Source organism: Burkholderia sp. BCC1208 (assembly GCF_902833095.1).
Classification (GTDB): domain Bacteria; phylum Pseudomonadota; class Gammaproteobacteria; order Burkholderiales; family Burkholderiaceae; genus Burkholderia.
On the sequence record NZ_CADFDY010000002.1, the window covers coordinates 189459 to 214323 of the forward strand.

The 24865-nt window shown below is 66.8% G+C and carries 23 protein-coding genes; 13 read left to right on the top strand and 10 right to left on the bottom strand.

What is annotated here, in order from left to right:
• The first annotated feature begins 465 nt into the window (after positions 1-465).
• Both HWX09_RS05655 and HWX09_RS05660 read left to right on the top strand, forming a co-directional pair.
• Entirely contained in the window at positions 466-891 is a 426-nt protein-coding gene (locus tag HWX09_RS05655) for a hypothetical protein (protein WP_027782777.1), read from the top strand.
• A 62-nt stretch (positions 892-953) separates the two neighbouring features.
• Positions 954-1712, top strand: a complete 759-nt coding sequence (locus HWX09_RS05660) for a hypothetical protein (protein ID WP_027782776.1) — start codon at positions 954-956, stop codon at positions 1710-1712.
• A 349-nt stretch (positions 1713-2061) separates the two neighbouring features.
• Here HWX09_RS05660 and HWX09_RS33515 read toward each other — a convergent pair whose 3' ends face one another.
• The gene (locus HWX09_RS33515; protein ID WP_230469087.1) at positions 2062-2418 is read right to left on the bottom strand and encodes a hypothetical protein; all 357 of its coding nucleotides are present in this window, start codon (positions 2416-2418) and stop codon (positions 2062-2064) included.
• A gap of 166 nt (positions 2419-2584) precedes the next feature.
• On the opposite strand from HWX09_RS33515, the gene pgaA reads away from it, so the two are divergent.
• From pgaA to HWX09_RS05695, 7 genes are all read left to right on the top strand, one after another.
• A complete protein-coding gene (gene pgaA / locus HWX09_RS05665) occupies positions 2585-4459 on the top strand; it encodes a poly-beta-1,6 N-acetyl-D-glucosamine export porin PgaA (RefSeq protein ID WP_230469086.1) in 1875 nt (624 codons plus the stop codon).
• 13 nt (positions 4460-4472) lie between these two features.
• On the top strand, positions 4473-6566 hold the full coding sequence (gene pgaB, locus HWX09_RS05670) for a poly-beta-1,6-N-acetyl-D-glucosamine N-deacetylase PgaB (RefSeq protein WP_027782774.1): 2094 nt from the start codon (positions 4473-4475) through the stop codon (positions 6564-6566).
• Positions 6563-7834 (top strand): poly-beta-1,6-N-acetyl-D-glucosamine synthase, encoded by a 1272-nt coding sequence (gene pgaC, locus HWX09_RS05675; protein ID WP_027782773.1) that lies wholly within the window; start codon positions 6563-6565, stop codon positions 7832-7834. Before pgaB ends, pgaC begins: the two co-directional genes overlap by 4 nt.
• On the top strand, positions 7812-8300 hold the full coding sequence (locus tag HWX09_RS05680) for a biofilm PGA synthesis auxiliary protein PgaD (RefSeq protein WP_027782772.1): 489 nt from the start codon (positions 7812-7814) through the stop codon (positions 8298-8300). The genes pgaC and HWX09_RS05680 overlap by 23 nt, the downstream gene beginning before the upstream one ends.
• Positions 8301-8419: 119 nt before the next feature.
• Positions 8420-10243 carry a glutamine--fructose-6-phosphate transaminase (isomerizing) gene (glmS, locus tag HWX09_RS05685; RefSeq protein ID WP_027782771.1) on the top strand — a complete coding sequence of 608 codons (1824 nt, stop codon included), beginning with the start codon at positions 8420-8422 and terminating at the stop codon, positions 10241-10243.
• Positions 10240-11508 carry a hypothetical protein gene (locus HWX09_RS05690; protein WP_027782770.1) on the top strand — a complete coding sequence of 423 codons (1269 nt, stop codon included), beginning with the start codon at positions 10240-10242 and terminating at the stop codon, positions 11506-11508. The genes glmS and HWX09_RS05690 overlap by 4 nt, the downstream gene beginning before the upstream one ends.
• A gap of 279 nt (positions 11509-11787) precedes the next feature.
• Complete coding sequence (locus HWX09_RS05695) at positions 11788-12624, top strand: cytochrome c (RefSeq protein WP_027782769.1); 837 nt, start codon at positions 11788-11790, stop codon at positions 12622-12624.
• 29 nt (positions 12625-12653) lie between these two features.
• Here HWX09_RS05695 and HWX09_RS05700 read toward each other — a convergent pair whose 3' ends face one another.
• The 3 genes from HWX09_RS05700 to HWX09_RS05710 are packed head-to-tail and all read right to left on the bottom strand — an operon-like array spanning position 12654 to position 15606.
• Positions 12654-13904, bottom strand: coding sequence for a Zn-dependent hydrolase (locus HWX09_RS05700; protein WP_027782768.1), 1251 nt, complete (start codon positions 13902-13904; stop codon positions 12654-12656).
• Positions 13897-14421 carry an L-2-amino-thiazoline-4-carboxylic acid hydrolase gene (locus tag HWX09_RS05705; RefSeq protein ID WP_027782767.1) on the bottom strand — a complete coding sequence of 175 codons (525 nt, stop codon included), beginning with the start codon at positions 14419-14421 and terminating at the stop codon, positions 13897-13899. Before HWX09_RS05705 ends, HWX09_RS05700 begins: the two co-directional genes overlap by 8 nt.
• Before the next feature lie 18 nt (positions 14422-14439).
• Positions 14440-15606 (bottom strand): branched-chain amino acid ABC transporter substrate-binding protein, encoded by a 1167-nt coding sequence (locus HWX09_RS05710; RefSeq protein WP_027782766.1) that lies wholly within the window; start codon positions 15604-15606, stop codon positions 14440-14442.
• 177 nt (positions 15607-15783) lie between these two features.
• Here HWX09_RS05710 and HWX09_RS05715 point away from each other — a divergent pair, with 177 nt between their 5' ends.
• The 4 genes from HWX09_RS05715 (at position 15784) to ahpF (ending at position 19418) form a co-directional block, all read left to right on the top strand.
• On the top strand, positions 15784-16680 hold the full coding sequence (locus HWX09_RS05715; RefSeq protein ID WP_027782765.1) for a LysR substrate-binding domain-containing protein: 897 nt from the start codon (positions 15784-15786) through the stop codon (positions 16678-16680).
• Between the two features lie 109 nt (positions 16681-16789).
• Entirely contained in the window at positions 16790-16999 is a 210-nt protein-coding gene (locus HWX09_RS05720) for a CopG family transcriptional regulator (RefSeq protein ID WP_027782764.1), read from the top strand.
• A gap of 137 nt (positions 17000-17136) precedes the next feature.
• Complete coding sequence (gene ahpC / locus HWX09_RS05725) at positions 17137-17700, top strand: alkyl hydroperoxide reductase subunit C (protein WP_027782763.1); 564 nt, start codon at positions 17137-17139, stop codon at positions 17698-17700.
• Positions 17701-17819: 119 nt separating this feature from the next.
• A complete protein-coding gene (gene ahpF, locus HWX09_RS05730) occupies positions 17820-19418 on the top strand; it encodes an alkyl hydroperoxide reductase subunit F (protein WP_027782762.1) in 1599 nt (532 codons plus the stop codon).
• Positions 19419-19513: 95 nt separating this feature from the next.
• Here the strand turns inward: ahpF and HWX09_RS05735 are convergent, their stop codons facing one another.
• The 6 genes from HWX09_RS05735 to glnP all read right to left on the bottom strand — a co-directional run bounded on the left by HWX09_RS05735 (position 19514) and on the right by glnP (position 24858).
• Complete coding sequence (locus HWX09_RS05735) at positions 19514-20314, bottom strand: hypothetical protein (RefSeq protein WP_027782761.1); 801 nt, start codon at positions 20312-20314, stop codon at positions 19514-19516.
• A gap of 162 nt (positions 20315-20476) precedes the next feature.
• Complete coding sequence (locus tag HWX09_RS05740; RefSeq protein WP_027782760.1) at positions 20477-21031, bottom strand: carboxymuconolactone decarboxylase family protein; 555 nt, start codon at positions 21029-21031, stop codon at positions 20477-20479.
• A gap of 25 nt (positions 21032-21056) precedes the next feature.
• Positions 21057-22391 carry an aspartate aminotransferase family protein gene (locus HWX09_RS05745; RefSeq protein WP_027782759.1) on the bottom strand — a complete coding sequence of 445 codons (1335 nt, stop codon included), beginning with the start codon at positions 22389-22391 and terminating at the stop codon, positions 21057-21059.
• Between the two features lie 15 nt (positions 22392-22406).
• Complete coding sequence (locus HWX09_RS05750; protein ID WP_027782758.1) at positions 22407-23456, bottom strand: C45 family peptidase; 1050 nt, start codon at positions 23454-23456, stop codon at positions 22407-22409.
• Between the two features lie 20 nt (positions 23457-23476).
• Entirely contained in the window at positions 23477-24205 is a 729-nt protein-coding gene (gene glnQ / locus HWX09_RS05755; protein ID WP_027782757.1) for a glutamine ABC transporter ATP-binding protein GlnQ, read from the bottom strand.
• The gene (gene glnP / locus HWX09_RS05760; RefSeq protein ID WP_027782756.1) at positions 24202-24858 is read right to left on the bottom strand and encodes a glutamine ABC transporter permease GlnP; all 657 of its coding nucleotides are present in this window, start codon (positions 24856-24858) and stop codon (positions 24202-24204) included. The genes glnQ and glnP overlap by 4 nt, the downstream gene beginning before the upstream one ends.
• Positions 24859-24865 lie beyond the last annotated feature (7 nt).

Genomic DNA, 24865 nt, shown 5'->3' on the forward strand with positions numbered 1-24865 from the left:
AAGAACATTCAGCCCGCTTTTCCGGGCAGAAATACCTTGTTACACAAGTTTCGATTTACCTGTAACTGTCGGAATGCCTAAAAACGTCGCACCCTCATTTCATGATGTGCGATCTGTATCCCGATTTTGATTGCTTCGCGTCGAACACAGGCGCAATAGTTTCTTTTCTCAGTCGTTATTTTTCGGCACGAACGTCGATACCTCCGATGTGATTCAAAGCGTGCTCGATCATCGCTACCGATGAGCAATTTTCATGTTCGGCAATATCGACTTTATTCTGCATTAAGCGATCCTCACCAATCCCTCCTTATCCTATTTAAATAGGATCTTTCACCCTCGTCCCATTCGGGCCACACGCGGTTGTTGGTTCAAAAACCATCGTGTATCAATAGCGTGTCGCAAAAGAACGTTGGCAAATTCGACTCGGAATCGATGCGCGTCATCGACTCCGAACGGGAGATGGAAATGTCACCCTCGCTTCAACAGCATGCTCGCCCTTTCCTGAGCGTCGCGCTCTCCGTGCTCTGCATGAACGCCATGGCCCAGACACCGGCGGCCTCGTCGCCGGCGTCCGGGCCGGGGGCAAACCGGTACATGATTTCGTATATCTGCGGCGATGCGCGGATCGACGGTACCGCGCCGCTTCCCCCGGACGGCCGCCCGTACAACCTCGGCGTGTCTTTCTTGTCCGGGAGCACCGGGCAGCCGCTCTCCAACGTACAGGTGCGCCTGCGCCGGCACGGGCGCGTGCTCGTCGAATTCAATGCATCGGGATCGCGCTGCCTGTTCAGCGTGCCGGATGCGAGCTATCGGGTCGAAGGAACCTACCAGGGCGCCACCCAGTTCGCGATCGTCGAGACGGGGACGCTCACGACGCAGTTGCGATGGTGAACGTCGCGCCGCCCCGCATCGATCACGTCATTCGTGAAACGCATCGAATCAAGGAGTCTTGAATGCCCCGTGCAGAACGACCGGACGACTCGCCCGCCCGCCAACCGAAACCCTCGTGGGGTCCGGGAAAGAATGCGGCGCTCAGCATCGCCGCGTTTGCCGCGATCTTCGGTGCTTTCGCGTATGTCGAGCGAGACGCGAGGGTCGGCCATGCGAGCGTGACGCACGATGTCGCCGGCGTGATCGGCAACGCCGTCGGCAAGTACCGCGAGTTCATCGTCGCGGCGACAGGCGGCGCGTCCCGCGCAGCGGCGCCCGCCGGTTCGACGTCGACGGTCGCGCAGGCCGCGCCGGTTCCGCCATCTGCATCGGCTGCGCCCGCGATGTCGGCCGCGGCCGAACCGGCCGCGCCGCCGCTTGCGACGGCTCGTTCGGACACGAAACACACGCGCCGCGCGCATGTGCCCGCGACGAAGCTCGCGGCCGACCCGCACGCCGCGTCGGCTGGCAGTCGTACGGCGCGCCCCGGCGATGCGCATCGGACGTCACGTTCGCAGGCGCTGGCGCGCACGAGAAAACACCCCGACCCCGTGCCGAGACAGCAACCGCAATCGTATCTCGCCGGCACGTCGCACATGGAGGCAGCCAGCGTCACGCACGATGAACTGGAAGGCGCCCGCGCTCTGGCCAAGGCGCGCTGGTGCGCACAGATCGACGAATGGAGCTGTGTAGAACAAAACGCGAGCCGCGCACTCGCCATCGACCCGAAGAACAGCGAATCGCGCGCGCTGCTCGGACAAGCGATCCGCAACCGCCTGTGAACCGGTCGGAGGGCACCGGGCGTCGCTGCCCGGTGGTACGACGGCCGGCGACGAGCGTCGTCGGGCGTGCAACCGATGTGATCGTTTCAAAGTGAGGACACACCGTGGCCAACAATCGTCAACAACAATGCACCACCGTCACTCCGTCGAATCGGCGGATCCTCCTGCATGCACCGCTGCTGTGCCTGCTCGTCGCGTCCGGCTCCTGCCTTGCCGGCGAAGGCGACGCGGACCCGCGCGGCACGAGCGAAATCGCCGGATCCCGCGGCGCGCCGGATGCGCTGCCACCCGACCTGCAGCCGATGGGCACGGCGATGCAGGCCGCCCAGGGTTCGGCCGGGCAGCCCCCTCATGCGCCGACACCGATCGCTCGGGCCTCGGATGCGTCGATGCAGATCGCACAAGGATCGAACCCGGCGATGCCGACCACGGTCGTCGTGGATCCCGATGCTCCGCAGCCGAGTGCCGCGGCGCCGGGGGCAACGTCGTCGAATGCACCTGCAGCGGTCACGCATGCGTCGAACCAACCGATGCTGCTTGCCCAGGCATTCGACACCTCGCCGCCCGATACGTCTGCGCCGCGCGCGCGAAGGTCCGATGCACCGCAGCCGCTCGCCCAGACCGCGATCACTGCACCGCCGGCTACGCCCACGACGCCGACGCTCACCGCGCAGGCATCCGGCACGCCGATGCCGAATTCGCCCACACCCGCGACCGGGACGCCCGGCTCGCAACCGCCGTCGTCCCAGCAACCGACTTCACAGTCACCCGGTGCGCAACTCCCCGGTGAGCCGACCCAACGATCGCAGGGACCCGACGTCGAAGTACCGAACGCGCAGGCGCCGAATCTCCGCACGGCCGATGTTCCGACGGTGCGCAACGACGTGTTCGGCCTCGCGGCGAGCGGCGGCGCGGTCAAGGCGCTCGACGAAGCGAAGGCCCGGCCCGATGCCTTCTCCGCCGTCGACATCGCGCAACTGGAAGAACTGTCGATTCGCCAGCAGGTGCGCGGCGGACGCGACAAGTCGCGTTCGATGACGAGTGCGGACCGCTTCGACGGAATCGACAGCGCGCTGCATGCGGCCGACGACCTCGACAAGCGGATGCCGGCCACGCCGGAGTACACGCCGGTCCGCACCGCACTCGCGGGCGACCGGGTAGTCGCCCTCGCGGCACGCGGCGACATGAAAACGGCCGTCGCGACGTTCGAGACGATTCCGTCCAACGCGGAAATCTCGATCGACGCGCTGGCGGCCGTCGGCGACGCATACCTGTATCTGAGCGAACCGGCCAAGGCGAACGCCGTGTACGCCCGCGCGCTGCAGCAAGCCACCGCGTCGCCGACCGATCGCGCGACTCGCGGCTTCCAGTACGGCTCCCGCACGCGTCCGATCGAACTGCAGGAAGGATTGTTCTGGTCGTACGTCGACCAGGGCCGCGCGGCGCAGGCGAAGCAGGTGCTCGACGAGATGGAGAAGTCGCTGCCGCCCGCCAAGCAAGTGACCAACGTCGGTCCGGGAGAAAGCGATTACCTGCGCTACTACCGGCTGCGTGCGCAGTACCTGATCTTCACGGGTCACGTCAACGAAGGGATCACCGCGCTCGAACAGCTCGAGAAACAGGTACCGTTCAACGCGGAGATCCGCGCCGCGCACGCCGACGCGGTGTCGGGCCAGTCACATCCGCGCCAGGCGATCTCGATGTATCGCGCGTCGCTGACCGATCACCCGGACAGCGTCGAGATGCTCGCGGGCCTCGGTCGCGCGTCGCTCACCTCGGACGATTACGCGACCGCGAAGACCGTCGACCAGACGCTGGGCAACACGTTTCCCGATAGCGGCGCCGTGCGCGGCTTCAAACGCGACTACAACGCATACCGCAGCCCGGTGTTCACGACCGACCTGAGCTTCGAGCACGGCAACAGCGCACTGGCCGACAACAGCTTCACGTCGGACAGCTATGTGTATTCGCAACCGTTCGGCGACAACTGGCGCGTGTTTTCGCACACGTTCTACGGTTTCGCGCAGACCGACGGCGGCCACCTCAGCCGCACGCGCACGGGCATCGGCGGCGACTACCGGCACGGGCCGCTCACCGTGCTGGGCGAAGTCACGCGCTCGATGGGCTCGGACGGTCGAACCGGCGGCCGCGGGACGATCGCGTACGCGCTGAACGACTACTGGACGGTCAGCGCCGGGCTCGACACCAACGACAACTCGCTGCCGTGGAAGGCGTATGCCGCGCACATCTGGGGCCGCTCCGCGAACGTCGAGGTCGTGTATCGCCAGAACGACCGGCGCGAAGTCAAGCTGAGCTACGGCGTGAGCCGCTACAGCGATTCGAACCTGCACCAGGAGATCGCGGCGACCGCCACGCAGCGCGTGTACACGTCCGCGAACCAGCTCGTGAACGTGTCGCTGAATCTCGGTACCGACAGCAACACGCGCCACGACGCGCCCTACTTCAGCCCCGGTCGCGATTATGCGGCCGCCGCGACCGTCATGCATCAGTTGACGCTGTGGAAGAAGGGCGACATGGGGCTGCAACAGCGCGTGTCGGTGTCGGGCGGCGTGTACAACGAGCGCGGCTTCGGCACCAGCCCGCTGTGGAGCGCGCGCCTCGAGCACGCGTGGACGTTCAAGCACGACATCACGCTGAGCTACGGCGTCGAGATCAGCAGCCACGCGTACGACGGCCAGCGCGAACGCTCCGAAACCGGCTTCCTGTCGCTCAACCTGCCGTTTTAGCAAGGAGCTCTGAATGCAAACCAGACGGACCTTCATGTGCGGATGCCTCGGCACGTTTGCCGCCTGTTCGCTATTCCCGGGCGTGACCAACGCCCGGATGATCGACCTGCTGCCGCCGTCCGATCCGGCCGACGGCAAGACGTTTCGCGTGATCTGCATGCACGACGTGCGCGACAACCTGATGGCGTCGTTTTCGTCGCCGACGGCGATAGTCGATCCGTTCGCGGTCGATACCGGCACGCTGACCGCGATCTTCTCGTGGCTGCAGACCAACAACTACCACACCATCACGGTCAAGCAGATCGAGGAGTCGCGGCACGGCGGCAAGCCGCTGCCGCCGCGCTCGGTGCTGCTCACGTTCGACGACGGCTTCCGCAGCCACTACACGAAAGTGCTGCCGCTGCTCGAGCGCTTCAAGTATCCGGCCGTGATGGGCCTCGTCACCGCGTGGATCGACACACCGGCGGATACGCCGATCCGCATCAGCGACAAGGTTCAGGTGCCGCGCGACTACTTCCTGTCATGGGACGAGGTGAAGAAGCTCGGCCAGTCGGAATTCGTCGAACTCGGCTGCCACACCCACAACCTCCATCATGGCGCGATCGCGAATCCGCAAGGCAACGAATTGCCGGCAACCACGTCGCATCTCTACCTGCAAGACCAGAAACGCTATGAAACCGACGCCGAATTCCATGCCCGCGTGCACGACGACCTGCAGACTTGCGTGCGGCAGATCCGCGAACGCACCGGTCTCGTCGCACGCTCGATGGTGTGGCCATACGGCGCGGAAAACCAGCCCGTGCGCCAGATATCGACATCGCTCGGCATGGACATCCAGTTCAGTCTCGATGCCGGCCCGAATACGCCGGACGTGCCGCTCGACCGGCTGAGACGGATCCTGATGATGTACGACGTCGATATCGGCGGGTTCGAGCGCTCGATGCGCGAGCCGGCGTCCAATCGCGGCGACGTCGACGTGCCCGAGCGCACCGTGCAGGTCGATCTCGACCAGGTCTACGACCCCGATCCCGCGCGGCAGGAAGCGAATCTCGGCAAGCTGATCGAGCGCATCTACCGGATGCAGCCGAAATCGGTGTACCTGCAGGCGTATGCGGACCCGAAGGGGACGGGCGTGGCCGAAGCGGTGTACTTCCCGAACCGGCACCTGCCGATGCGCTCCGACCTGTTCTCGCGTGCCGCGTGGCAGCTCAATACGCGCTCCAACGTGCAGGTGTACGCATGGATGCCGGTGCTCGCGTTCCGGCCGCCGGCCGACAAGCAGCGCGCGCTCGAGGCCGTCAGCGCATACGGCGGCGCGCCGGCGCGCGAGAACGGCACGCGCGTGTTCCGGCTGAGCCCGTTCGACCCCGATGCGCGGCTGATGATCCAGCAGATCTACGAGGATCTCAGCAAGCACGCGTCGTTCAGCGGCATCCTGTTCAGCGACGACGCCGTGCTCGACGATTACGAGGATGCGGGCCGGCATGCGCTGCGTACCTATTCGCAATGGGGGCTGCCGGCCGACGTCGGCAAGATCCGCGAGAGTCCCGATCTGATGAAGCGCTGGACGCGGCAGAAGACGCGCTACCTGATCGACATGACCCGGCAGCTCGCCCAGATCGTGCTGGCCCACCAGAACGTCGGCGACGTGCTGACCGCGCGCAACATCTTCGCGATGCCGGTGCTCAAGCCCGAATCGGAAGCGTGGTATGCACAGAACTACGACGATTTCCTCGCGGCCTACGACTACGTCGCGCTGATGGCGATGCCGTACATGGAGCAGGCGAAGGATCCGGAGGGCTGGCTGGACCAGCTCGTGAAAGCGGTGCGCACGAAGCAGCGCGGGCTGCAGCGCACCGTGTTCGAACTGCAGTCGTACGACTGGCACGCGCACAAGGACGTGCCGGCCAGCACGCTGCTTGCGCAGATGCGGCGGCTGCGCAGCGAGGGCGCCGTGAATTTCGGCTACTACCCCGACAACTTCCTGAACGGCCAGCCGGAGCTCGACGCGATGCGTGACGTGATGTCGCTGAAGTCGCGCCTCGACTCCACCTCGATCAACGCGCTGATGCAGATGCAGCAATCGCCGGGAACCAAGACGCCATGAACACCCACAGCCTCATCCAGCGCCTGCAGGATTTCGTCTTCTACTATCCGTTCTTCATGTCGTATCTGTGGATGATCGGCGGTGTCGTGCACTACTTTCTGCTCGAGGAGGGCCGCGAGCTGTCGATGCGCACGATCGCGTCGAGCGGCATCCCGAAGGTCTCGATCGTCGTGCCCTGCTTCAACGAAGCCGCGAACGCGCGCAGCGTGATCACCCATCTGAACGGGATGCAGTATCCGAACTACGACATCATCGCGGTCAACGACGGCAGCAAGGATCGCACCGGCGACATCCTCAACGAGCTGGCCGTCGAGATCCCGCGGCTGCTCGTGATCCATCATGCGCGCAACGAGGGCAAGGCGGTCGGACTCACGACCGCGGCCGCGGTATCCAACGCGGAATACCTGCTGTGCATCGACGGCGACGCGCTGCTCGCTCACGATGCGATCGGCTGGATGCTCGAGCACTTCCTGACCGATCCGGGCGTCGGCGCGGTGACCGGCAACCCGCGCATCCGCACGCGCACGTCGCTGCTCGGCCGCATGCAGGTCGGCGAATTCTCGTCGATCGTGGGGCTGATCAAGCGCACGCAACAGGTGTACGGCCGCATCTTCACGGTGTCGGGCGTGATCACGATGTTCCGCAAGACCGCGCTCGCCGACGTGGGCTACTGGAGCTCGGACATGCTGACCGAGGACATCGACATCAGCTGGAAGCTGCAGTGCCGCGACTGGCGCGTCGTGTACGAGCCGCACGCGCTCAGCTGGATCCTGATGCCCGAGACGATCAAGGGGCTCTACCGGCAGCGGCTGCGCTGGTCCAAGGGCGGCATCCAGGTGCTGCTCAAGTACGCGGGCACGTTGATGCGGCCCACGCAGATGATGATGTGGCCGCTGTTCGCCGAATACCTGATCGGCATCGCGTGGGCGTACTCGATGTCGTTCATCCTGCTGCTCGCGCTGATCGACGTCGTCTACCCGCTTCCGCCGAACTGGCATGTGTCCGTGGTGCCGCACTGGCACGGGATGCTGCTGGTCGCGACCTGCATCCTGCAACTGATCATCGGCAGCATGATCGATCGTCAATACGACGAGAAACTCCTGATGTACTTCCTTGACACCATCTGGTACCCCGTCGCGTTCTGGCTGATCAGCATGATCACCACCGTCGTCGCCCTGCCCGCCGTCGTACTGCGGGGCCGCGGCAAACGCGCCGTTTGGGTCAGTCCCGACCGAGGCATTCAACATGAAGAACGCGCCGATTATTGACCTTTCCCTGCGCGCACCGCGCGACATGATCGCCGAACGCGGCGGTATCGTCGGGCCCGTGCTCGTCGCGTGGTTCCGCCTCGTGCGGCCCGCGCTGGTCGGGGGTGTATGGGCATCGATCTGCATCTACACGTACCGCTACCTGTTGCCGTTCAACGAGGCCGAGATGCCGATCGAGCAGATCGTGTTCTACGTGACGAGCATCGCGCTGATCGCAGGCACGATCGTCATGTGGCTGATCGCGGGACGCGTCGTGCATCCATTCGCGTACCGGTTACGCGTGTCGAAGATGCTGCGGCGCTCGGCCAGCGTGAAGGTGCGCTCGGTGCCGCCGAACGCCGTCGCGAGCGCACGCCGGCGCGGCGCGCGGCGCACGACGCGCATTCTCGTCGCGTCGCACGATGCGAACGGGTCGATTTCGGGCATCGAATGGGTCGCGCACGCCGGGCCGCAGCCCCGCGAATGAATCGCCGAAGACGTGCCGCGCCGCACGCGACGCTTGGCCGCGCGGCGTGGCACCGCTTCTGACATCGGGCTGCCGCGCGTCGCGCGCCAGCCGGCAACTTCCTGGAGACGAGGTGAATCATGTGCGGAATCGTCGGAGCAAGCGGCCTGAACAATCAGGTGCCGCAACTGGTCAATGCGTTGAGCCGGCTCGAATATCGCGGCTACGATTCGTGCGGCATCGCCGTGCAGGGTGATGGCCGCCTGCGCAGCGAACGCACGCTGCGACGCGTGACGGACCTGCAGGATCGCGTGCTGACGCTCGGTCTCGAAGCGCAGACCTGCATCGCGCATACGCGCTGGGCGACGCACGGCGCGCCGTCGGAAATGAACGCGCACCCGATTATGTCGGGCGACACGATCGCCGTCGTGCACAACGGGATCATCGAGAACCACGATACGTTGCGCGCCGAGCTGCGCGAACGCGGCTATACGTTTCGCGGGCAGACCGACACCGAGGTCATCGCGCACCTGATCCACAGCCTCTATCGCGACGACCTGTTCGACGCGGTGGTGCGCGCCGTCAAACGGCTGCACGGCGCGTACGCGATCGCGGTGCTCAGCGCGCGCGAGCCGCAGCGCCTCGTCGCCGCGCGCGCCGGCTCGCCGCTCGTGATCGGCATCGGCGCCAAGCAGAACTACCTCGCGTCCGACTGCGCGGCGCTCGGCGACCTGACCGACCGCTTCGTGTACCTGGAGGACGGCGACGTCGCGCTGATCACGCCGGAGCGCATCGCCGTGGTCGATGCGGGCGGACAGGAAGCGCGGCGCCCGTTGTGCGAAGTGAAGGCGCGCGCGGACGACGCCGCACTCGGCCCGTACCAGCACTTCATGCAGAAGGAAATCTTCGAGCAGCCGAAGGCGATCGCCAGCACGCTCGACGGCATCGACACGATCTCGCCGGCGCTGTTCGACGCGACGGAAGGCACGCACGCGCAGCTGTCGCGGGTGAGAAGCGTGCTGCTGCTCGGCTGCGGCACCAGTTACTACGCGGGCCTGACCGCGAAGTACTGGCTCGAAAGCATCGCGGGCGTGCCCGCCCAGGTCGAGATCGCCAGCGAATTCCGCTACCGCGACACGGTGGCCGATCCGCGCACGCTCGTCGTCGGCATCTCGCAGTCGGGCGAAACGGCCGATACCATCGGCGCGATCGAGCAGGCGCGCGCGATGGGTCAGGACCTGTCGATGGCGATCTGCAACGTCGCGACCAGCACGATCGCGCGCAACGCGCCGCTGCGGTTCCTGACGCGGGCCGGCACCGAACTCGGCGTCGCGTCGACCAAGGCGTTCACCACGCAGCTCGTCGCGCTGTTCGTGCTGACGCTGACGCTCGCGCAACTGCGCGGACGGCTCGATGCCGCGCAAGTCGCGACGCACCTGAAGCAGTTGCACGCGCTGCCCGACCGCATCGGCCACGCGCTCGCGCTGGAAACGCAGATCATGGGCTGGGCCGCGAAGTTCGCCCGCACCGAGAACGCGCTGTTCCTCGGGCGCGGCATCCATTTCCCGATCGCGATGGAAGGCGCGCTGAAGCTCAAGGAAGTGTCGTACATCCACGCGGAAGGCTATGCGGCCGGCGAGCTGAAGCACGGGCCGCTCGCGCTCGTCACGAGCGCGATGCCGGTGGTCACGATCGCGCCGGACGATCGCCTGTTCCAGAAGCTGAAATCCAACATGGCCGAGGTGCGTGCGCGCGGCGGCCGGCTCTATGTGCTGGCCGGCAATCAGCTCGAAATCGACGCCGACCGCGACACGCACCTGATCCGCGTGCGCGAATCGGGCGACCTGCTGTCGCCGATCGTCAACGTGATTCCGCTGCAACTGCTCGCGTATCACGTCGGCTGCGCGCGCGGCGCCGACGTCGACAAGCCGCGCAACCTCGCGAAATCGGTGACCGTCGAATGAGGCGGCGAACGCGCCCGGTACGGGCGGTCATGCGGCTGGCCGCGGCCGCGCTCTGCGGCGCGGGCGGCCTCGGCGCCGCGCCGGCGGCTCTCGCCGGCGCGCCGGCCGTGCATACGGTCACCGTGTCGAGCGCCCCGTCGTCGCCGCAGGACACCGGCGACCCGCGGCGCTTCATGCACGGCATCGGCGTGGCCGACGCCGGCGACGGCAAACGCTGGGTGTTCTTCAGCAGCTCGGGCGTCGCGCCGCGCGGTGCGCTGCGCAGCGGCAACTGGCCGCACGACGTGTACGTCGGCGAATGGCAGCCCGACAAGCCGCGCGTGCTGCACGTGCGCACGTTCATCAGCCGCCCCGAGGCGCAGGAACCCGTATCGATCGCGCAGAACGCGCACGGCGATATCTTCGTCACGTTCGAGGACGGCTGGGACACGCCGCAGGAAGTCAGCCAGCGCTACGGCGTCTACCGCCGCGACCTGAAGCCGATCAAGCCCTACCCGAACGACGTCGAATCGGGCGGCCATTCGGGGCATGTCGCGACGGTCGGCGACCGTTTCGTCGTGTTTTATTCGGCCGACTGGGTCGACGGCGGCGGGGTCGACAACCTCGGCAGCGGCAACGGCGTCTACCTGAAAACCTACGACGCGGCCGGGCGCGTGCTGAACCATGTCGCGGTCGCGCCGCACCGCCGCGAGTGGTGGCCCGTGATCGCGGGCTCGCCGCGCAACGCGCTGCTCGTGTGGCAGAAGTTCATCGAAGGCAGCACGAACGCGACGCTCGAATACGCGATGTTCGATCCGGTCACCGCGAAGCTGGAAAAACTCGGATCGCTGAACGACGCAGTCCAGTACTACGTGTATTCAACCGCCTATGTGCCGGAGATCGACCGTTTCATCGTCGTCACGACGACAGCGGACGATCGCGGCGTCGCGATGCTGATCGCCCCGGACGGCCGCCGCACGGCCACGCTCGATTGCCTGCCCGCTTCGGTGCGCGAATCGGGCATCGGCGTCGCCGGCACGCACGCGTACGTGCCGACCCGCGACGGGCGGCTGCTGACGCTCGCGCTTGCGCCGGCGGACATTGCGGTGAGCGGCGTGCAGCGCTCGCCGATTCCGTGGGGCTCGACCGGCATCGCCGGTTTCCCGGCGCGAGGCACAGCGATGCATTTCGTATCGTTGACGCCGTCGGGGGTACGCGAAGCCGATTTCGAACCGGAGCAACGCACGCCGATATCGAAGAACGAAGTGTCGTGTTCGAGTCACTGACGGCGGTCCGGTAACGCAACGTCGCGAACGCGGGCAGACCGCGTGTCGCCATCGCCCCCCGCCTTCCCTGGTCCGGAACGCGTTACGCCAACACCGCGCTCATTCAGCCGCCAGGTAGCCGGGCGCGCTGTTGCGGGCCTGTTCGAGCATGACCGCCGCGCCTTTGCGCGCCGAATTCGCCAGCGCCGCCCGTACCGGATAGACTGTCGCCCGATTCCTTCCATCGGCCGCGGCGTCCCGCCTCCTGCCGCCGCCGGAACGCCCCTTCCCGGAGAACGAATGCTGAAGCGCCAGTGGTTTTCGCTCGTGCTGCTGACGGTTTGCCTGCTCGGGCAACGCGCGTCGGCCCAGTCCACGCTCGAACTCGACACCGACGGCACGGCCCGCGCCCTCACCCGACAGACGCTGCTCGCCCGGACGGACGCGACCGACATCCACGTGCCGCGCGACATCGCGTACGGCCGGCCGATGACGTTCCGCGCGGTGCCGTTCGCGGCGCTGCTCGGCGACACGCCGCTGCCGGCCGACGGCGTGCTCGAAACGCGCGCGGCCGACGGTTTCGCCGCGCAACTGCCGCTCGATCTCGTGCGCCGCCGCGCGCCGGCCGGCGCGATCCCGTGGCTCGCGATCGAGGATCCGGCCCATCCGTGGCCGAAGCTGCCCGGCAAGCAGGTCAGCGCGGGGCCGTTCTATCTCGTCTGGCTCGGGCCGGACGCGTCGTCGGTACGCGGCGAGCAGTGGCCCTACCAGATCGTGCGCATCACGATCGAATCGTCGCCGCTCGCGCGCTGGCCGTCGCTCGCCGTCGATGCCGCGTTGCCCGCGAACGACCCGGCCCGCGCGGGCCAGCACCTGTTCGTCACGCAATGTCTCGCGTGTCACCGCATCGACGGCGCGGGCAGCAGCCAGGCCGGCCCGGATCTGAACGCGCCGATGAACCCGGTCGACTACTTCCAGCCCGCCGCGCTGCGCCGCTACATCCGCAATCCGGCGTCGGTGCGTGACTGGCCGGGCCGCCGCATGCCGGCGTTTCCCCCCGATCAGTTGAGCGACCGGGAGCTTGACGAGATCGTCGCGTATCTCGCGTACATGGCGCGCCGCAAGGCCGGCAAGTAAGCCGCGCGCCGGTTACCCGCCCGTCGCGCTTACGCTTCCTGCGCACTCTGCAGCACCGCGCGCAACAGCACGTCGGCGCCGGCCGTCGCCCATTCCGGCGTAATCGCTTCGGCCTCGTTGTGGCTCAGCCCGTCGACGCACGGCACGAAGATCATGCCGGTCGGCGCGACACGCGCGACATAGCACGCGTCATGGCCCGCGCCGGACACGATGTCCATGTGCGGCAGCCCGAGCGCGCGGGCCGCGTCTCGCACCGTGTCGATGCAGCGCGGCGCGAACGGTATCGGCGCATACGTGAAAATCTGCTCGATCCGCGCGCCGAGGCCGGTTTCGTCGGCCATGCGCGCGAGTTCCGCGCGCAGCGCCGCGTCCAGTTCATCGAGTACCGCATCGTCGGGGTGACGGAATTCGACCGTGAAAAAACAGCTTCCCGGCACCGTGTTGCGCGAATTCGGCCGCGCGTCGATCATTCCGACCGTTGCGCGCGCATCCGGTGCGTAACGGCGGCCGAGCACTTCGACGAACGAGATCATCCGCGCCGCGCCGACCAGCGCGTCGCGACGGAACGCCATCGGCGTCGTGCCCGCGTGCGCGTCGACACCGGTGAGCGTCACCTCGTACCAGCGCTGCCCCTGCCCGGCCGTCACGACGCCGATCGTCTTGCCGGCCCGCTCGAGAATCGCGCCCTGCTCGATATGCAGTTCGTACGCCGCGTGCACCGGATAGCCGCCGACCGGCTCCGCGCCCGCGTAGCCGATCCGTTCGAGCTCCTCGCCGATCGTGCGGCCTGCGCCGTCGGTGCGCGACAGGCCATATTCGAGCGTGTAGACGCCCGAGAACACGCCGGCCGACACCATCGCCGGCGCGAAGCGCGATCCTTCCTCGTTGGTCCAGATCACGACGTCGATCGGGCGCTCGGTCTCGATCCCCGCGTCGTTCAGCGCGCGCACGACTTCGAGCCCGCCGAGCACGCCGTAGATGCCGTCGTAGCGGCCGCCGGTCGGCTGCGAATCGGCGTGCGAGCCCGTCATCACCGGTGCGGCGCCGGGATTGCGGCCCGCGCGGCGCGCGAACACGTTGCCCATCCGATCGACACGCACCGTGCAGCCGGCGTCGCGCGCCCACTGCACGAACAGGTCGCGCGACTCGCGGTCGAGATCGGTCAGCGCGAGACGGCAGACGCCGCCCTTTGGCGTCGCGCCGATCCGCGCCATCCGTTCGAGCGACGCCCACAGGCGGTCGCCGTCGACGCGCGGCATGGTCACGGCGGTGTCATGCATCGCCGTTCTCCGGCGCGCCTTGCAGCGCATAGCGGAAGTCGCAGCGCTTGCCGCCCTGCATGATCGTGCTCGTGCGCGTGAGCGCGATGTCCGGCGCATAGCCCTGGATGAAATAGCTGTCGCGCGCGCAGCTCAGCAGGTGCCCGATCTCGCCGAGCCCCATCGCGTGATACATCTCCGCGTAGCTGCAGCGATGCACGTCGTAATCGTAGTGCGCGTCGTCCGCGCGCCGTATCTCGACGTCGAGCGCATCGTCCTTCTCCCACAGCACCTGCAGCGCGATGAACGACTTCACGCTCGTGCCGCCCGGCTCCTGCGCGGCGAACGTGCGGCCCGCGTCGACGGCCGCGCCGCGCACGGCTTCGGCGATCACGGCTTGCGCGCGCTCGGCGCCGAACTCGCGCTTCATGATCTCGTAGATCGGCTTGATGATTTCCGCTTCGATGCGGCGCCGCGCGAGGATGCCGAGGCGCGGGTCCTCGGGTGTGGCGGCGGATGTCGGGTTCGCTTCGGTCATGGGGATCGTCTTTATCGTTTACTTGGTTGCGGTGCGCGAGCCGCCGAGCACGTCGACGACGGCCCACTTGCCGCCGCGCACCTGGTAGATCGTGAAGGCCGGGTCCTTCAGGTTGCCTTCGCCGTCGAACGCGATGCGTCCCGTCACGCCGGGCCGCTCGATTGCGCGCACGGCCGCGACCAGCTTCGCCGGCTGGGTCGTGCCGGCCTTCTGCGCGGCCGCGATCAGCGTGGCGGCGGCGTCGTACGCGAAGGGCGCATGCAGCTCGATCGGCGCGTGAAAGCGTGCCCGGTATTGCGTGTCGAACGCCTTGCCGCCCGGCATCCGGTCGAGCGGCAGGCCCGGCTCGAGCGCCGTCACGCCGTCGCCGTCCTTGCCGGCGAGCGACAGGAAGGTCTGGCTCACGAAGCCGCCCGCGCCGAGCAGCGGCGCGTTCACGCCGAGCTGGCGCATCCGGCGCGCGATCGGTGCGGCCTGCGCATCGAGGCCGCCGAAGAACACGAGATCCGCGCGCTTGCCCTTGATCGCGGTCAGCACGCCGCTGAAGTCGGTCGTCTTGTCGTTCACGTACTGGCGATCGACGATCGTGCCGCCGTTCGCCTGCACGCCCTTGATGAACTGGTCGGCCAGCCCCGCGCCGAACGACGTGCGATCGTCGATCACCGCGATACGCTTCGCGTTCAGCGTCTTCACCGCGTACGCACCGGTGAAGTTACCGCCCGCATCGTCGTGCCCCATGATGCGGAACGCCGTCGGATAGCCCTGCTGCGTGTATTGATGGCCGGTGGAAGCCGGGGCGATCTGCGGGATGCCCGCATCGCGGTACACGCGCGACGCCGGCACGCTGCAGCCCGTGTTCCAGTGCCCGACGACGCCGATCACGTGCTGGTCGACGAGCTGCTGCGCGACCGCGACGGCCGTGCGCGGGTCGGACTGGTCGTCGGCCGCGACGAGCTTGTAGACGACCGGCTTGCCGCCGATGGTCGGATGCTTGGCGTTCGCGTCGTCGATCGCGAGTTGCGCACCGTTCTGCAGATCCTTGCCGATCCGCGCGGACGGACCGGTAAGCGGCGCGGCGAGACCAATCAGAACCGTCTGCGGCGCGGACTGCGCGAACGCGGGCACGGAGGCGACCAGGGCGGCCGCCGAGAAAGCGAGGCTGGCGGGAAGGAAAGCGATTTTCATGTGCTGGGATCGGGGAGTCGGATCAAAACATGAAAAATATTAAATATTCAACACCCAAACCCCAAATACCCAATCGTTGGATGCTTATACCGTTCCTGACACATTAGCGTACATCACTGTAAATGCAGGATATTTTCATGTTGTCGCTTACCCTGACTTTTCGATAAAATTCGATACATGAAAAATATCGAACAATTGCCGCACGATCCGCCGCTGCGCGCGGTGCGTGCGTTCGAAGCATTCGCGCGCCTCGGCTCGGTCACCGCGGCGGCGGGCGAACTCGACATCACGCCGTCGGCGGTCAGCCATCAGCTGCAACTGCTCGAAGCGTTCATCCAGACGCCGCTGACGGTACGCGAGGGCCGGCTGCTCGCACTCACCGACGAAGGACGCGACTACTACCGCTCGATCAGCGCCGCGTTCTCGGTGCTGCGCAGCGCGACGCGCTTCGTGCGCGACCGTTCGTCGCTGCGGCAGATCACCGTCAGCCTGATTCCGCTGCTCGGCATCGGCTGGTTCATTCCGCGGCTCCACGCGTTCCTGGCCGACAACACGGACGTCGACGTGACCGTGCTGTACGCGCATCACCGCAACTACCGAAGCGATGCGTCGGACCTGTCGATCCGCTTCGGCACCGGCGACTGGCCCGGCTACCGCTGCGAGCGGCTGCTGCCGGGCGCGATGGTGCCGATGTGCAGCCCATCGTTCCTGAAGCGCCACGGGCCGTTCCGCACGCCGGCCGATCTCGCGCGCGCGCCGCTCGTGCACGACGAGGATCGCAGCACATGGGTCAACTGGCTGCAGGGCGCCGGTGTGCGGCACGTGTCGCACGCGGTGGGGCCGATGTTCGAGGATGGCCAGCTCACGCTGAGCGCCGCGCGCGCGGATCTGGGCGCCGCGCTGCTGCGCGCGCCGCTGGTCGAGCGCGAGCTGGCGAACGGCGAGCTCGTGAAGCTGTTCGATCATGTGCTCGACGACGGGCGCGACTACTACCTGTGCACGCGCGAGGACGCGGACATGCCGGACGGCGCGCGGCGGCTCGCGGCGTGGTTGCGGAAGATGGCGGGGATTTGAGCAGGCCGGGCCGCCGCTACGCTGTCGGCCTGCTTATCAGGAAATGCCGCGACCTTGCCCTTCCTCTGCCGGATAGCCAGGATGGGCGTGTCACCTAACGGAGGTTGCAATGACCAGAGTTCCCATCGATCTGTCGGATGACCAGCACGCGGCGCTGACCAGCATCGCGGCGATCAATGACAGTTCCCCGGCCGAGATCATCCGCGATGCAATCGATGCGTATATCGCCCAGCACGCGGTGACACTCGCTGACGATGTGTTCGGTCTATGGAAGGGCCGCGCGATCGTCGATCTGGACAGACTGCGCTCGGAATGGTGAAAAGCCCACCCAATCAAGGGCCGGAAGCAGATAGGAATTTCCGATGCCCCGGATTGAAACAAGCAATTTCACAACTTCAGGGTGAACCCGGATACTGGCAACACTCCACTCACCACTGAAGCAAAGGAAATCACCAGATGCCGATCATCAACACCCAAATCAAGCCGTTCAAGGCAACCGCTTACCACAACGGCGATTTCGTGACCGTTTCCGACGAGAACTTCAAGGGCAAGTGGTCCGTCGTCGTGTTCTACCCGGCCGACTTCACGTTCGTCTGCCCGACCGAACTGGGCGACCTCGCCGACCGTTACGCGGAATTCCAGAAGCTGGGTGTCGAAATCTACGGCGTGTCGACCGACACGCACTTCACGCACAAGGCATGGCACGACACGTCGGACACGATCGGCAAGATCAAGTACCCGATGATCGGCGATCCGACGCTCACGCTGTCGCGCAACTTCGACGTGCTGATCGAGGAAGAAGGGATGGCGCTGCGCGGCACGTTCGTGATCAACCCGGAAGGCGAGATCAAGCTGTGCGAAATCCACGACAACGGCATCGGCCGCGACGCGGGCGAACTGCTGCGCAAGGTGCAGGCGGCGCAATACATCGCGGCGCACCCGGGTGAAGTGTGCCCGGCCAAGTGGACGCCGGGCGCGGAAACGCTGACCCCGTCGCTGGACCTGATCGGCAAGATCTGACGATCGCTGCGCGCGCCTCGCACGAGGCGCGCGACGGCGGGCCGCCGCATCGCGCGGCCCGCGCCCTCCTCCGGCACGACGTGCCCGACCATAATTATCAATACGGAATCCGAAACGCCATGCTCGATGCCAATCTCAAGACTCAACTGAAAGCGTACCTCGAAAAGATCACGCGCCCGATCGAACTCGTCGCCTCGCTCGACGACAGCGCGAAATCGCAGGAACTGCATGCACTGCTGAACGAGATTGCGTCGCTGACGGATCGCGTGACCGTAACCGAACGCCGCGACGACGCCGAGCGCAAGCCGTCGTTCTCGATCGGCGAGCCCGGCAAGCCGGCCGGCATCCGCTTCGCCGGCATCCCGATGGGCCATGAATTCACGTCGCTCGTGCTCGCGCTGCTGCAGACGGGCGGCCATCCGATCAAGCTCGACGACGACGTGATCGAACAGATTCGCGCGCTCGACGGCGACTACGCATTCGAAACGTATTTCTCGCTGTCGTGCCAGAACTGCCCGGAAGTCGTGCAGGCGCTGAACGTGATGTCGCTGATCAACCCGCGCATCCGCCACGTCGCGATCGACGGCGCGCTGTTCCAGGATGAAGTCGAGTCGCGCCAGATCATGGCCGTGCCGACGATGTTCCTGAACGGCACATCGTTCGGCCAGGGCCGCAGCAGCGTGAAGGAAATCCTCGCGAAGCTCGATACGGGCGCCGGCGAGCGCGCGGCGAAATCGCTCGACAACAAGCCGGTGTTCGACACGCTGATCGTCGGCGGCGGCCCTGCAGGCGCAGCCGCGGCAATCTACTCGGCGCGCAAGGGTATCGCGACGGGTGTGGTCGCCGAGCGTTTCGGCGGCCAGGTGCTCGATACGATGGCGATCGAAAACTTCGTGTCGGTACAGGAAACCGAAGGGCCGAAGTTCGCGACCGCGCTCGAGCAGCACGTGAAGCAGTACGACGTCGACATCATGGACGTGCAGCGCGCCGACGCGCTGATTCCGGGCGACGTGCACCAGATCCGCCTCGCGAACGGCGCGGTGCTGAAGGCGAAGACGATCATCCTCGCGACCGGCGCGCGCTGGCGCGAAATCAACGTGCCGGGCGAGCGCGAATACCGCAATCGCGGTGTCGCGTACTGCCCGCACTGCGACGGCCCGCTGTTCAAGGGCAAGCGCGTCGCGGTGGTCGGCGGCGGCAACTCGGGCGTCGAGGCCGCGATCGACCTCGCGGGCATCGTGAAGGAAGTCACGCTGATCGAATTCGGTGCGCAACTGCGCGCGGACGAAGTGCTGCAACGCAAGCTGCGCAGCCTGCCGAACGTGACGATCGTCACGCAGGCGCAGACGACCGAGCTGACCGGCGACGGCAGCAAGCTGAACGGGCTCGTCTACAAGGATCTGCGCTCGGGCGAAACGCAGCGCATCGAGCTCGAAGGCGTGTTCGTGCAGATCGGCCTCGTGCCGAACACGGAATGGCTGAAGGGCACGGTCGAACTGTCGAAGCACGGCGAGATCGTCGTCGATGCGCGCGGTGCGACGTCGGTGCCGGGCGTGTTCGCGGCCGGCGACGTGACGACGGTGCCGTTCAAGCAGATCGTGATCGCGGTGGGCGAAGGGGCGAAGGCGTCGCTCGGCGCGTTCGACCATCTGATCCGGCAGGACGTGACGCCGGTGGCAACCGCGCAGCCGCAGGCCGAAGAAGCGGTCGCCGCGTAACGCACGTCAGCCCGACGACATCAAAGTTTGTCTCTCTTGGCCCCGCATGCCTTGGTCGGCGTGCGGGGTCCTTTTTATGCCGAGGCCGATTGCGATTACTTGGTCGCGGTCGGGCCGCCGGTCGCCGGCACGGGGGTCGTCGTCTTGATATGGCTCGACTCCCTGACCAGCTGCTCGGTCATCGCGGCGGCTACCGGATTCGCGCCGGACGACGCACTTCCCTGCCGGTACGAACCGACGCTCGCCGACGTCGACGGCATGGATGAGATCGGTGGCGGCGGCAACGACGGGTCGAGCTTCGCCGATTCCCTGACGAGCGCGGCCGTCTCCGGCGTTTCGGATTTTGTCGCGGTCTGCGCGGTCTGCGCGGCCGGGGCGGCGGCTGCGTGGCGTTCGAGGCCGTCGCGCTTGCGCGGCGCACGTTGCGTGACCTGCGCGGGCGCAACCGACTGAGCAGGCTTGGCGGCCGGCGCCGGCGCTGGCGGCGGCGCCGATGGGGTCGAATCCTGCGCATCAACCGTCACGACGGTAACCTTCGGCGGCGGTGCGGCCGGCTTCGCTACCGGTTGCGGCTTGTCGCTGACCATCGGAACCGCCGGAGCCGGCGCGGCGCCGACGCGCGCGGTTGCTGCCGGCGCTGGCGTGGGTGCGGAGGGAGGCGGCGCTGCAGCCGCCTGTTTCGGGGCCGTCGCGGCGGCCGGTGCCGGCGGCGCAATGGCGCCCTGCACCGCGTGATCGTTGCTCGCGGGCGCCGCGGCAACGGGCGCAGCTGTATCGCCGATGCCGGCGTCTTCGATCGCGCGATGGTCCGCGCGCAGGAGCATCACGTACGCAGTGCCGGCCGCGGCTACCAGGAGCCCGCCGGCGATCATCATGGTTTTACGGGTACTCGTCATGCTTGCTCACCGATCATATCGACGTGAACAAGCCATCATACGCGGCCATCGGCCGTTGATCCCGCAGGAATACATTTGGTTGCATTGACGTCGGCACGCGGTCGGCAAAGCGTTCGTCAGACGTATCGCCGCCCCTGTTCCGGCACGATCAACGCGCGGCCGTTACTCCGGAAACGGCAAATCGGTTTGCCCGTCCGCACGCATGCCGAACGTGTTCAGTGTCATCGCGACGAGCGCGTAGTAGCCGAGCAGCGCAACGAGATTCACGACGGTTTCATGCCCGAAGCGGGCTTCCGCACGCGCGAACGTCGCATCGCTCACCCGCCGCGTGTCGTACAGCTCGCTCGCGAACGCATGGATGAGCGCGTCGTCGTCCGATTCGAATGCAGGTTCGACGCCGCGCCGGATCGCATCGGCGGTCGCAGCCGGCACGCCCGCGTCGAGCGCGATCGGATGGTGGATGTGCCACTCGGCCTGCGAGCGCCAGCGCGCGGCCGTCACGAGAATCGCGAGTTCCGACAGCCGCAACGGCAGGCCCGTGCGATAGCGGCAGAACGCGCCGAGCTTCTGCGCGTGCTGGGCCAGCTCGGGGCTCGCGATCCAGCCGAGGAACGGCCCGTTCAGGTTGCCGCGCGGGCCGCTGAGGATGTCGGCAAGCACGGCCTTCTGTTCGTCGGTGGCCGACGCGGGATCGAAAGGAGGCAGTCTGTCTGTCATGGTGAAAATTCGCTGAGATCAGGTTTCACGCGCCGGCCGACGCGAGCGCCGCGTCGATCGCGCCGGATAGCCGCTCGACGATCGCATCGATCTGCTGCGCGGTGCAGACGAACGGCGGCGCGATCAGGATGTGATCGCCGTGCACGCCGTCGATCGTCCCACCCATCGGATACACCATCAACCCGCGCTGCATCGCTTCGCGCTTGACCGCCGCATGCAGCTTCAGCGCGGGATCGAACGTCGCCTTGGTGTCGCGATCGCGCACGAGCTCGACGCCGACGAACAGCCCGCGGCCGCGCACGTCGCCGACATGCGGATGCGCGCCGTAGTGCTCGCGCAACGACGCGCGCAGTTGCTCGCCGCGCGTCTTCACGTTGTCGAGCAGCTTCTCGTCCGCGATCACGCGCTGCACTTCGAGCGCGGCCGCGCACGCGGTCGCGTGGCCGAGGTAGGTGTGACCGTGCTGGAAGAAACCCGAGCCGTCGACGATCGTTCGGTAGATGCGCTCGCTCACCAGCGTCGCACCGATCGGTTGGTAGCCCGCACCGAGCCCTTTCGCGATCGTCAGCAGGTCGGGCGCGACGCCGTCTTCGTCGCACGCATACAGATAGCCCGTGCGCCCCATCCCCGACATGATCTCGTCGAGAATCAGCAGCACGCCGTACTTGTCGCACACCGAGCGAATCTTCTTCAGGTAGGTACGCACCGGCGGCACCGCGCCGGCCGTGGCGCCCACCACCGTTTCCGCGACGAATGCCGCGACGTTTTCCGCGCCGAGTTCGACGATCTTGCGTTCGAGCTCGTCCGCGAGCCGCTGCGCATATGCTTCGTCGGTTTCACCCGCCGACTGGTCGCGGTACGCATAGCACGGGCTCACGTGATGCGCTTCGATCAGCAGCGGCAGGAACGGCTCGCGCCGCCACGCGTTGCCGCCGATCGCGAGCGCGCCGAGCGTGTTGCCGTGATAGCTCTGGCGACGGGCGATGAAATGGCGCCGCTGCGGCTCGCCCTTCTCGACAAAATACTGGCGCGCGAGCTTCAGCGCGGCCTCGATCGCCTCGGACCCGCCGGACACGAAGTACACATGCTCGAGCCCGGCCGGCGCTGCATCGACGAGCCGGTCGGCCAACTCCTCGGCCACGTCGGTCGTGAAGAACGACGTATGCGCGTACGGCAATTGCTGCGCCTGCCGCTTGATCGCGTCGATCACGCGCTGGTTGCTGTGGCCGAGACACGATACGGCCGCACCGCCGCACGCGTCGATATAGCGTTTGCCGGTCGAATCGATGATCTCGATGCCGTCGCCAGCGACGGCGACGGGCAAGGTGGCGCGCGGAGCGCGATGAAAAACGGTCGTCATGCGTGGCCTCATGGATCAGGATGCGCGATGTGCGCGTCCGGACGGCACGATGCGCGTCGCGAAGCGCTGCGTGCCGTGTTGATGGACGGTGAAGTCGATCGCGGTGTCGTGAATCGCGAACACCGCGGTCGCCAGCGTGTTTTCGTCGTCGGGGTCGGCCGGATCGTCGCGATAGATCGGCAGTCCTTCCGGCGCACGATCGCCGAGCACGCGCAGCAGCGCGGCTTCGTCGATCGCGTCGATGCCGGGCGTGAGCGCGTCGACGCGTCGCTGGCGGTCGGCCGACGATTGCGTGACGATCTGCGCTTCCTCGTCGCAACCGGGATGCACCAGGTGATTCGCATGGCCCGCAAGCCATGCGACGTCGACGACCGAACAGCGTGCGACGCTCGCTTCGATACTCAGCACGCGCGTGTCGCCGGTCGCGCCGAGCGTGTGATGAAAGCCGCTCGCGCGCGCATGCGTGCGCAGCACGTCGGCGGCCACGTCGAGCGACGTCGCGTCGAGCACCGCCCGCGCAAGAATCATGCGCGGCACGCCCGGCGCCGGCGTGCGGATGCGCAGGTTGTTGATCGCCTGCGCGACGCCCGCGCGGTTCGCGGCGAACGTATGCCCCGGCAGCGAACCGGGGTAATAGAAACTGATGAACCCGGGCTTGCCCGCCGGTTGCACGTCGACGAGCAGGCAACGTTCGCGCAGGTACGGATCGCCGTCCTCGTTGTGCGCGATCCAGCGCGTGCCGTCCGCGCCGCGCGCGGCGAGCGTCGTGCAGCCGTCCGGTGCGTTGTGAATCAGCTCGCCGCGGCAATTCCACAGAAAAATGTCCTCGGCCGGCCAGCCGACACCCGCCGCGATCCCGTCGAGTTCCGCGACGAGGTCGGGGTACGCGGCCAGCGCGGCCTGCCGCAGCACATCGACGAACGGATGGCCGCGCCAGCGGCGCACGGCCTGCCATGCACTGCTCTGCTGCATGTACGTATCGAACACGGGGCGGGCAAGCTCGCCGAGGCGCACGCCGATGTCGAACGGCGTGCCGGCGATGACGGGAGAAAGGGAAAGCGGCATGTCGGATGTTTCGGTTTCGTTCAGGACACGTGTTTCAGGAATTCCTTCAGGCGCGGCGTCGGCGGCCGGTCGATCAGATCGACCGGGTGGCCGTCCTCGGCAATGCCGCCCTGGTCCATGAACAGCAGCCGCGTGCCGACCCGCTTCGCGAAGCCGATCTCGTGCGTGACGACGATCATCGTCATCCCTTCGGTCGCGAGATCCTGCATCACTTTCAGCACTTCGTGGCGCAATTCCGGATCGAGCGCCGACGTCGGCTCGTCGAACAGCATCAGCCGAGGCCGGATCGCCAGCGCACGCGCGATCGCGACGCGCTGCTGCTGGCCGCCCGACAGCTCCGACGGGTAATGATTCGCGCGCGATTCGAGGCCGACCTTGTCGAGCAGCGCCATCGCTTGATCGCGCGCCTCGGCGCGCGACGCGCCGCGCACCTGCATCGGCCCGAACATCACGTTCTCGAGCGCGGTCATTTGCGGAAACAGGTTGAACTGCTGGAACACCATGCCGGCTTCGAGCCGGATGTTGCGGATCGTCGTCGCATTGCCGCGCACGCTCTGGCCGTCGACCAGCAGCTCGCCCCCGGTGATCTTCTCGAGCGCGTTGATACAGCGCAGCATCGTCGATTTGCCCGAGCCCGACGGGCCGACCACGACGACCACCTCACCCGCGTCGATCTTCAGGTCGATGTTCTTCAGCACCGGTACATGGCCGAAGCTCTTCGACACGTTCTGGAATTCGATCATGCTCATAAGATTTTCATCCGCTTTTCGACGAGCCGAAGCGTCAACGTCATCGCGCCGGTCAGTAGCAGGTAAATGACGGCCACCGCACTCCAGATCTCGACCGCCTGGAAATTGCCGGCGATGATCTCCTGCCCCTTGCGCGTCAGCTCGCCCACGCCGATCACGATGAACAGCGACGTATCCTTCAGGCTCACGATGCACTGGTTGCCGAGCGGCGGAATCAGCCGCCGGAACGCCAGCGGCCCGACGATCTTCAACAGCACGCGCGGCATCGACAGCCCCATCGCGAGCCCTGCTTCCGTCAGCCCCTTCGGGATCGACAGCAGCGCGCCGCGCACCACCTCCGCGAGATACGCGCCGGAATTCACCGTGATCGCGATGATCGCGGCCGTCAGGCCGTCGATGCGGATATGCGCGAGCAGCGGCAATGCGAAATACAGGAACATCACCTGCACGACGATCGGCGTGCCGCGGATCAGTTCAATGTAGACCTGTGCGAGCACGTTCATCGCCTTCGGTCCGTATGCGCGGAACATGCCCGCGATCATCCCGACGACGAAGCCGCCCACCAGCCCGAAAAGTGCGATGAACACCGTCAACCGGACCCCGTCCATCAGGTCCGGCAGCGCCGCCCAGATCGCCGACCAATCGAAATTCACTTGTCGC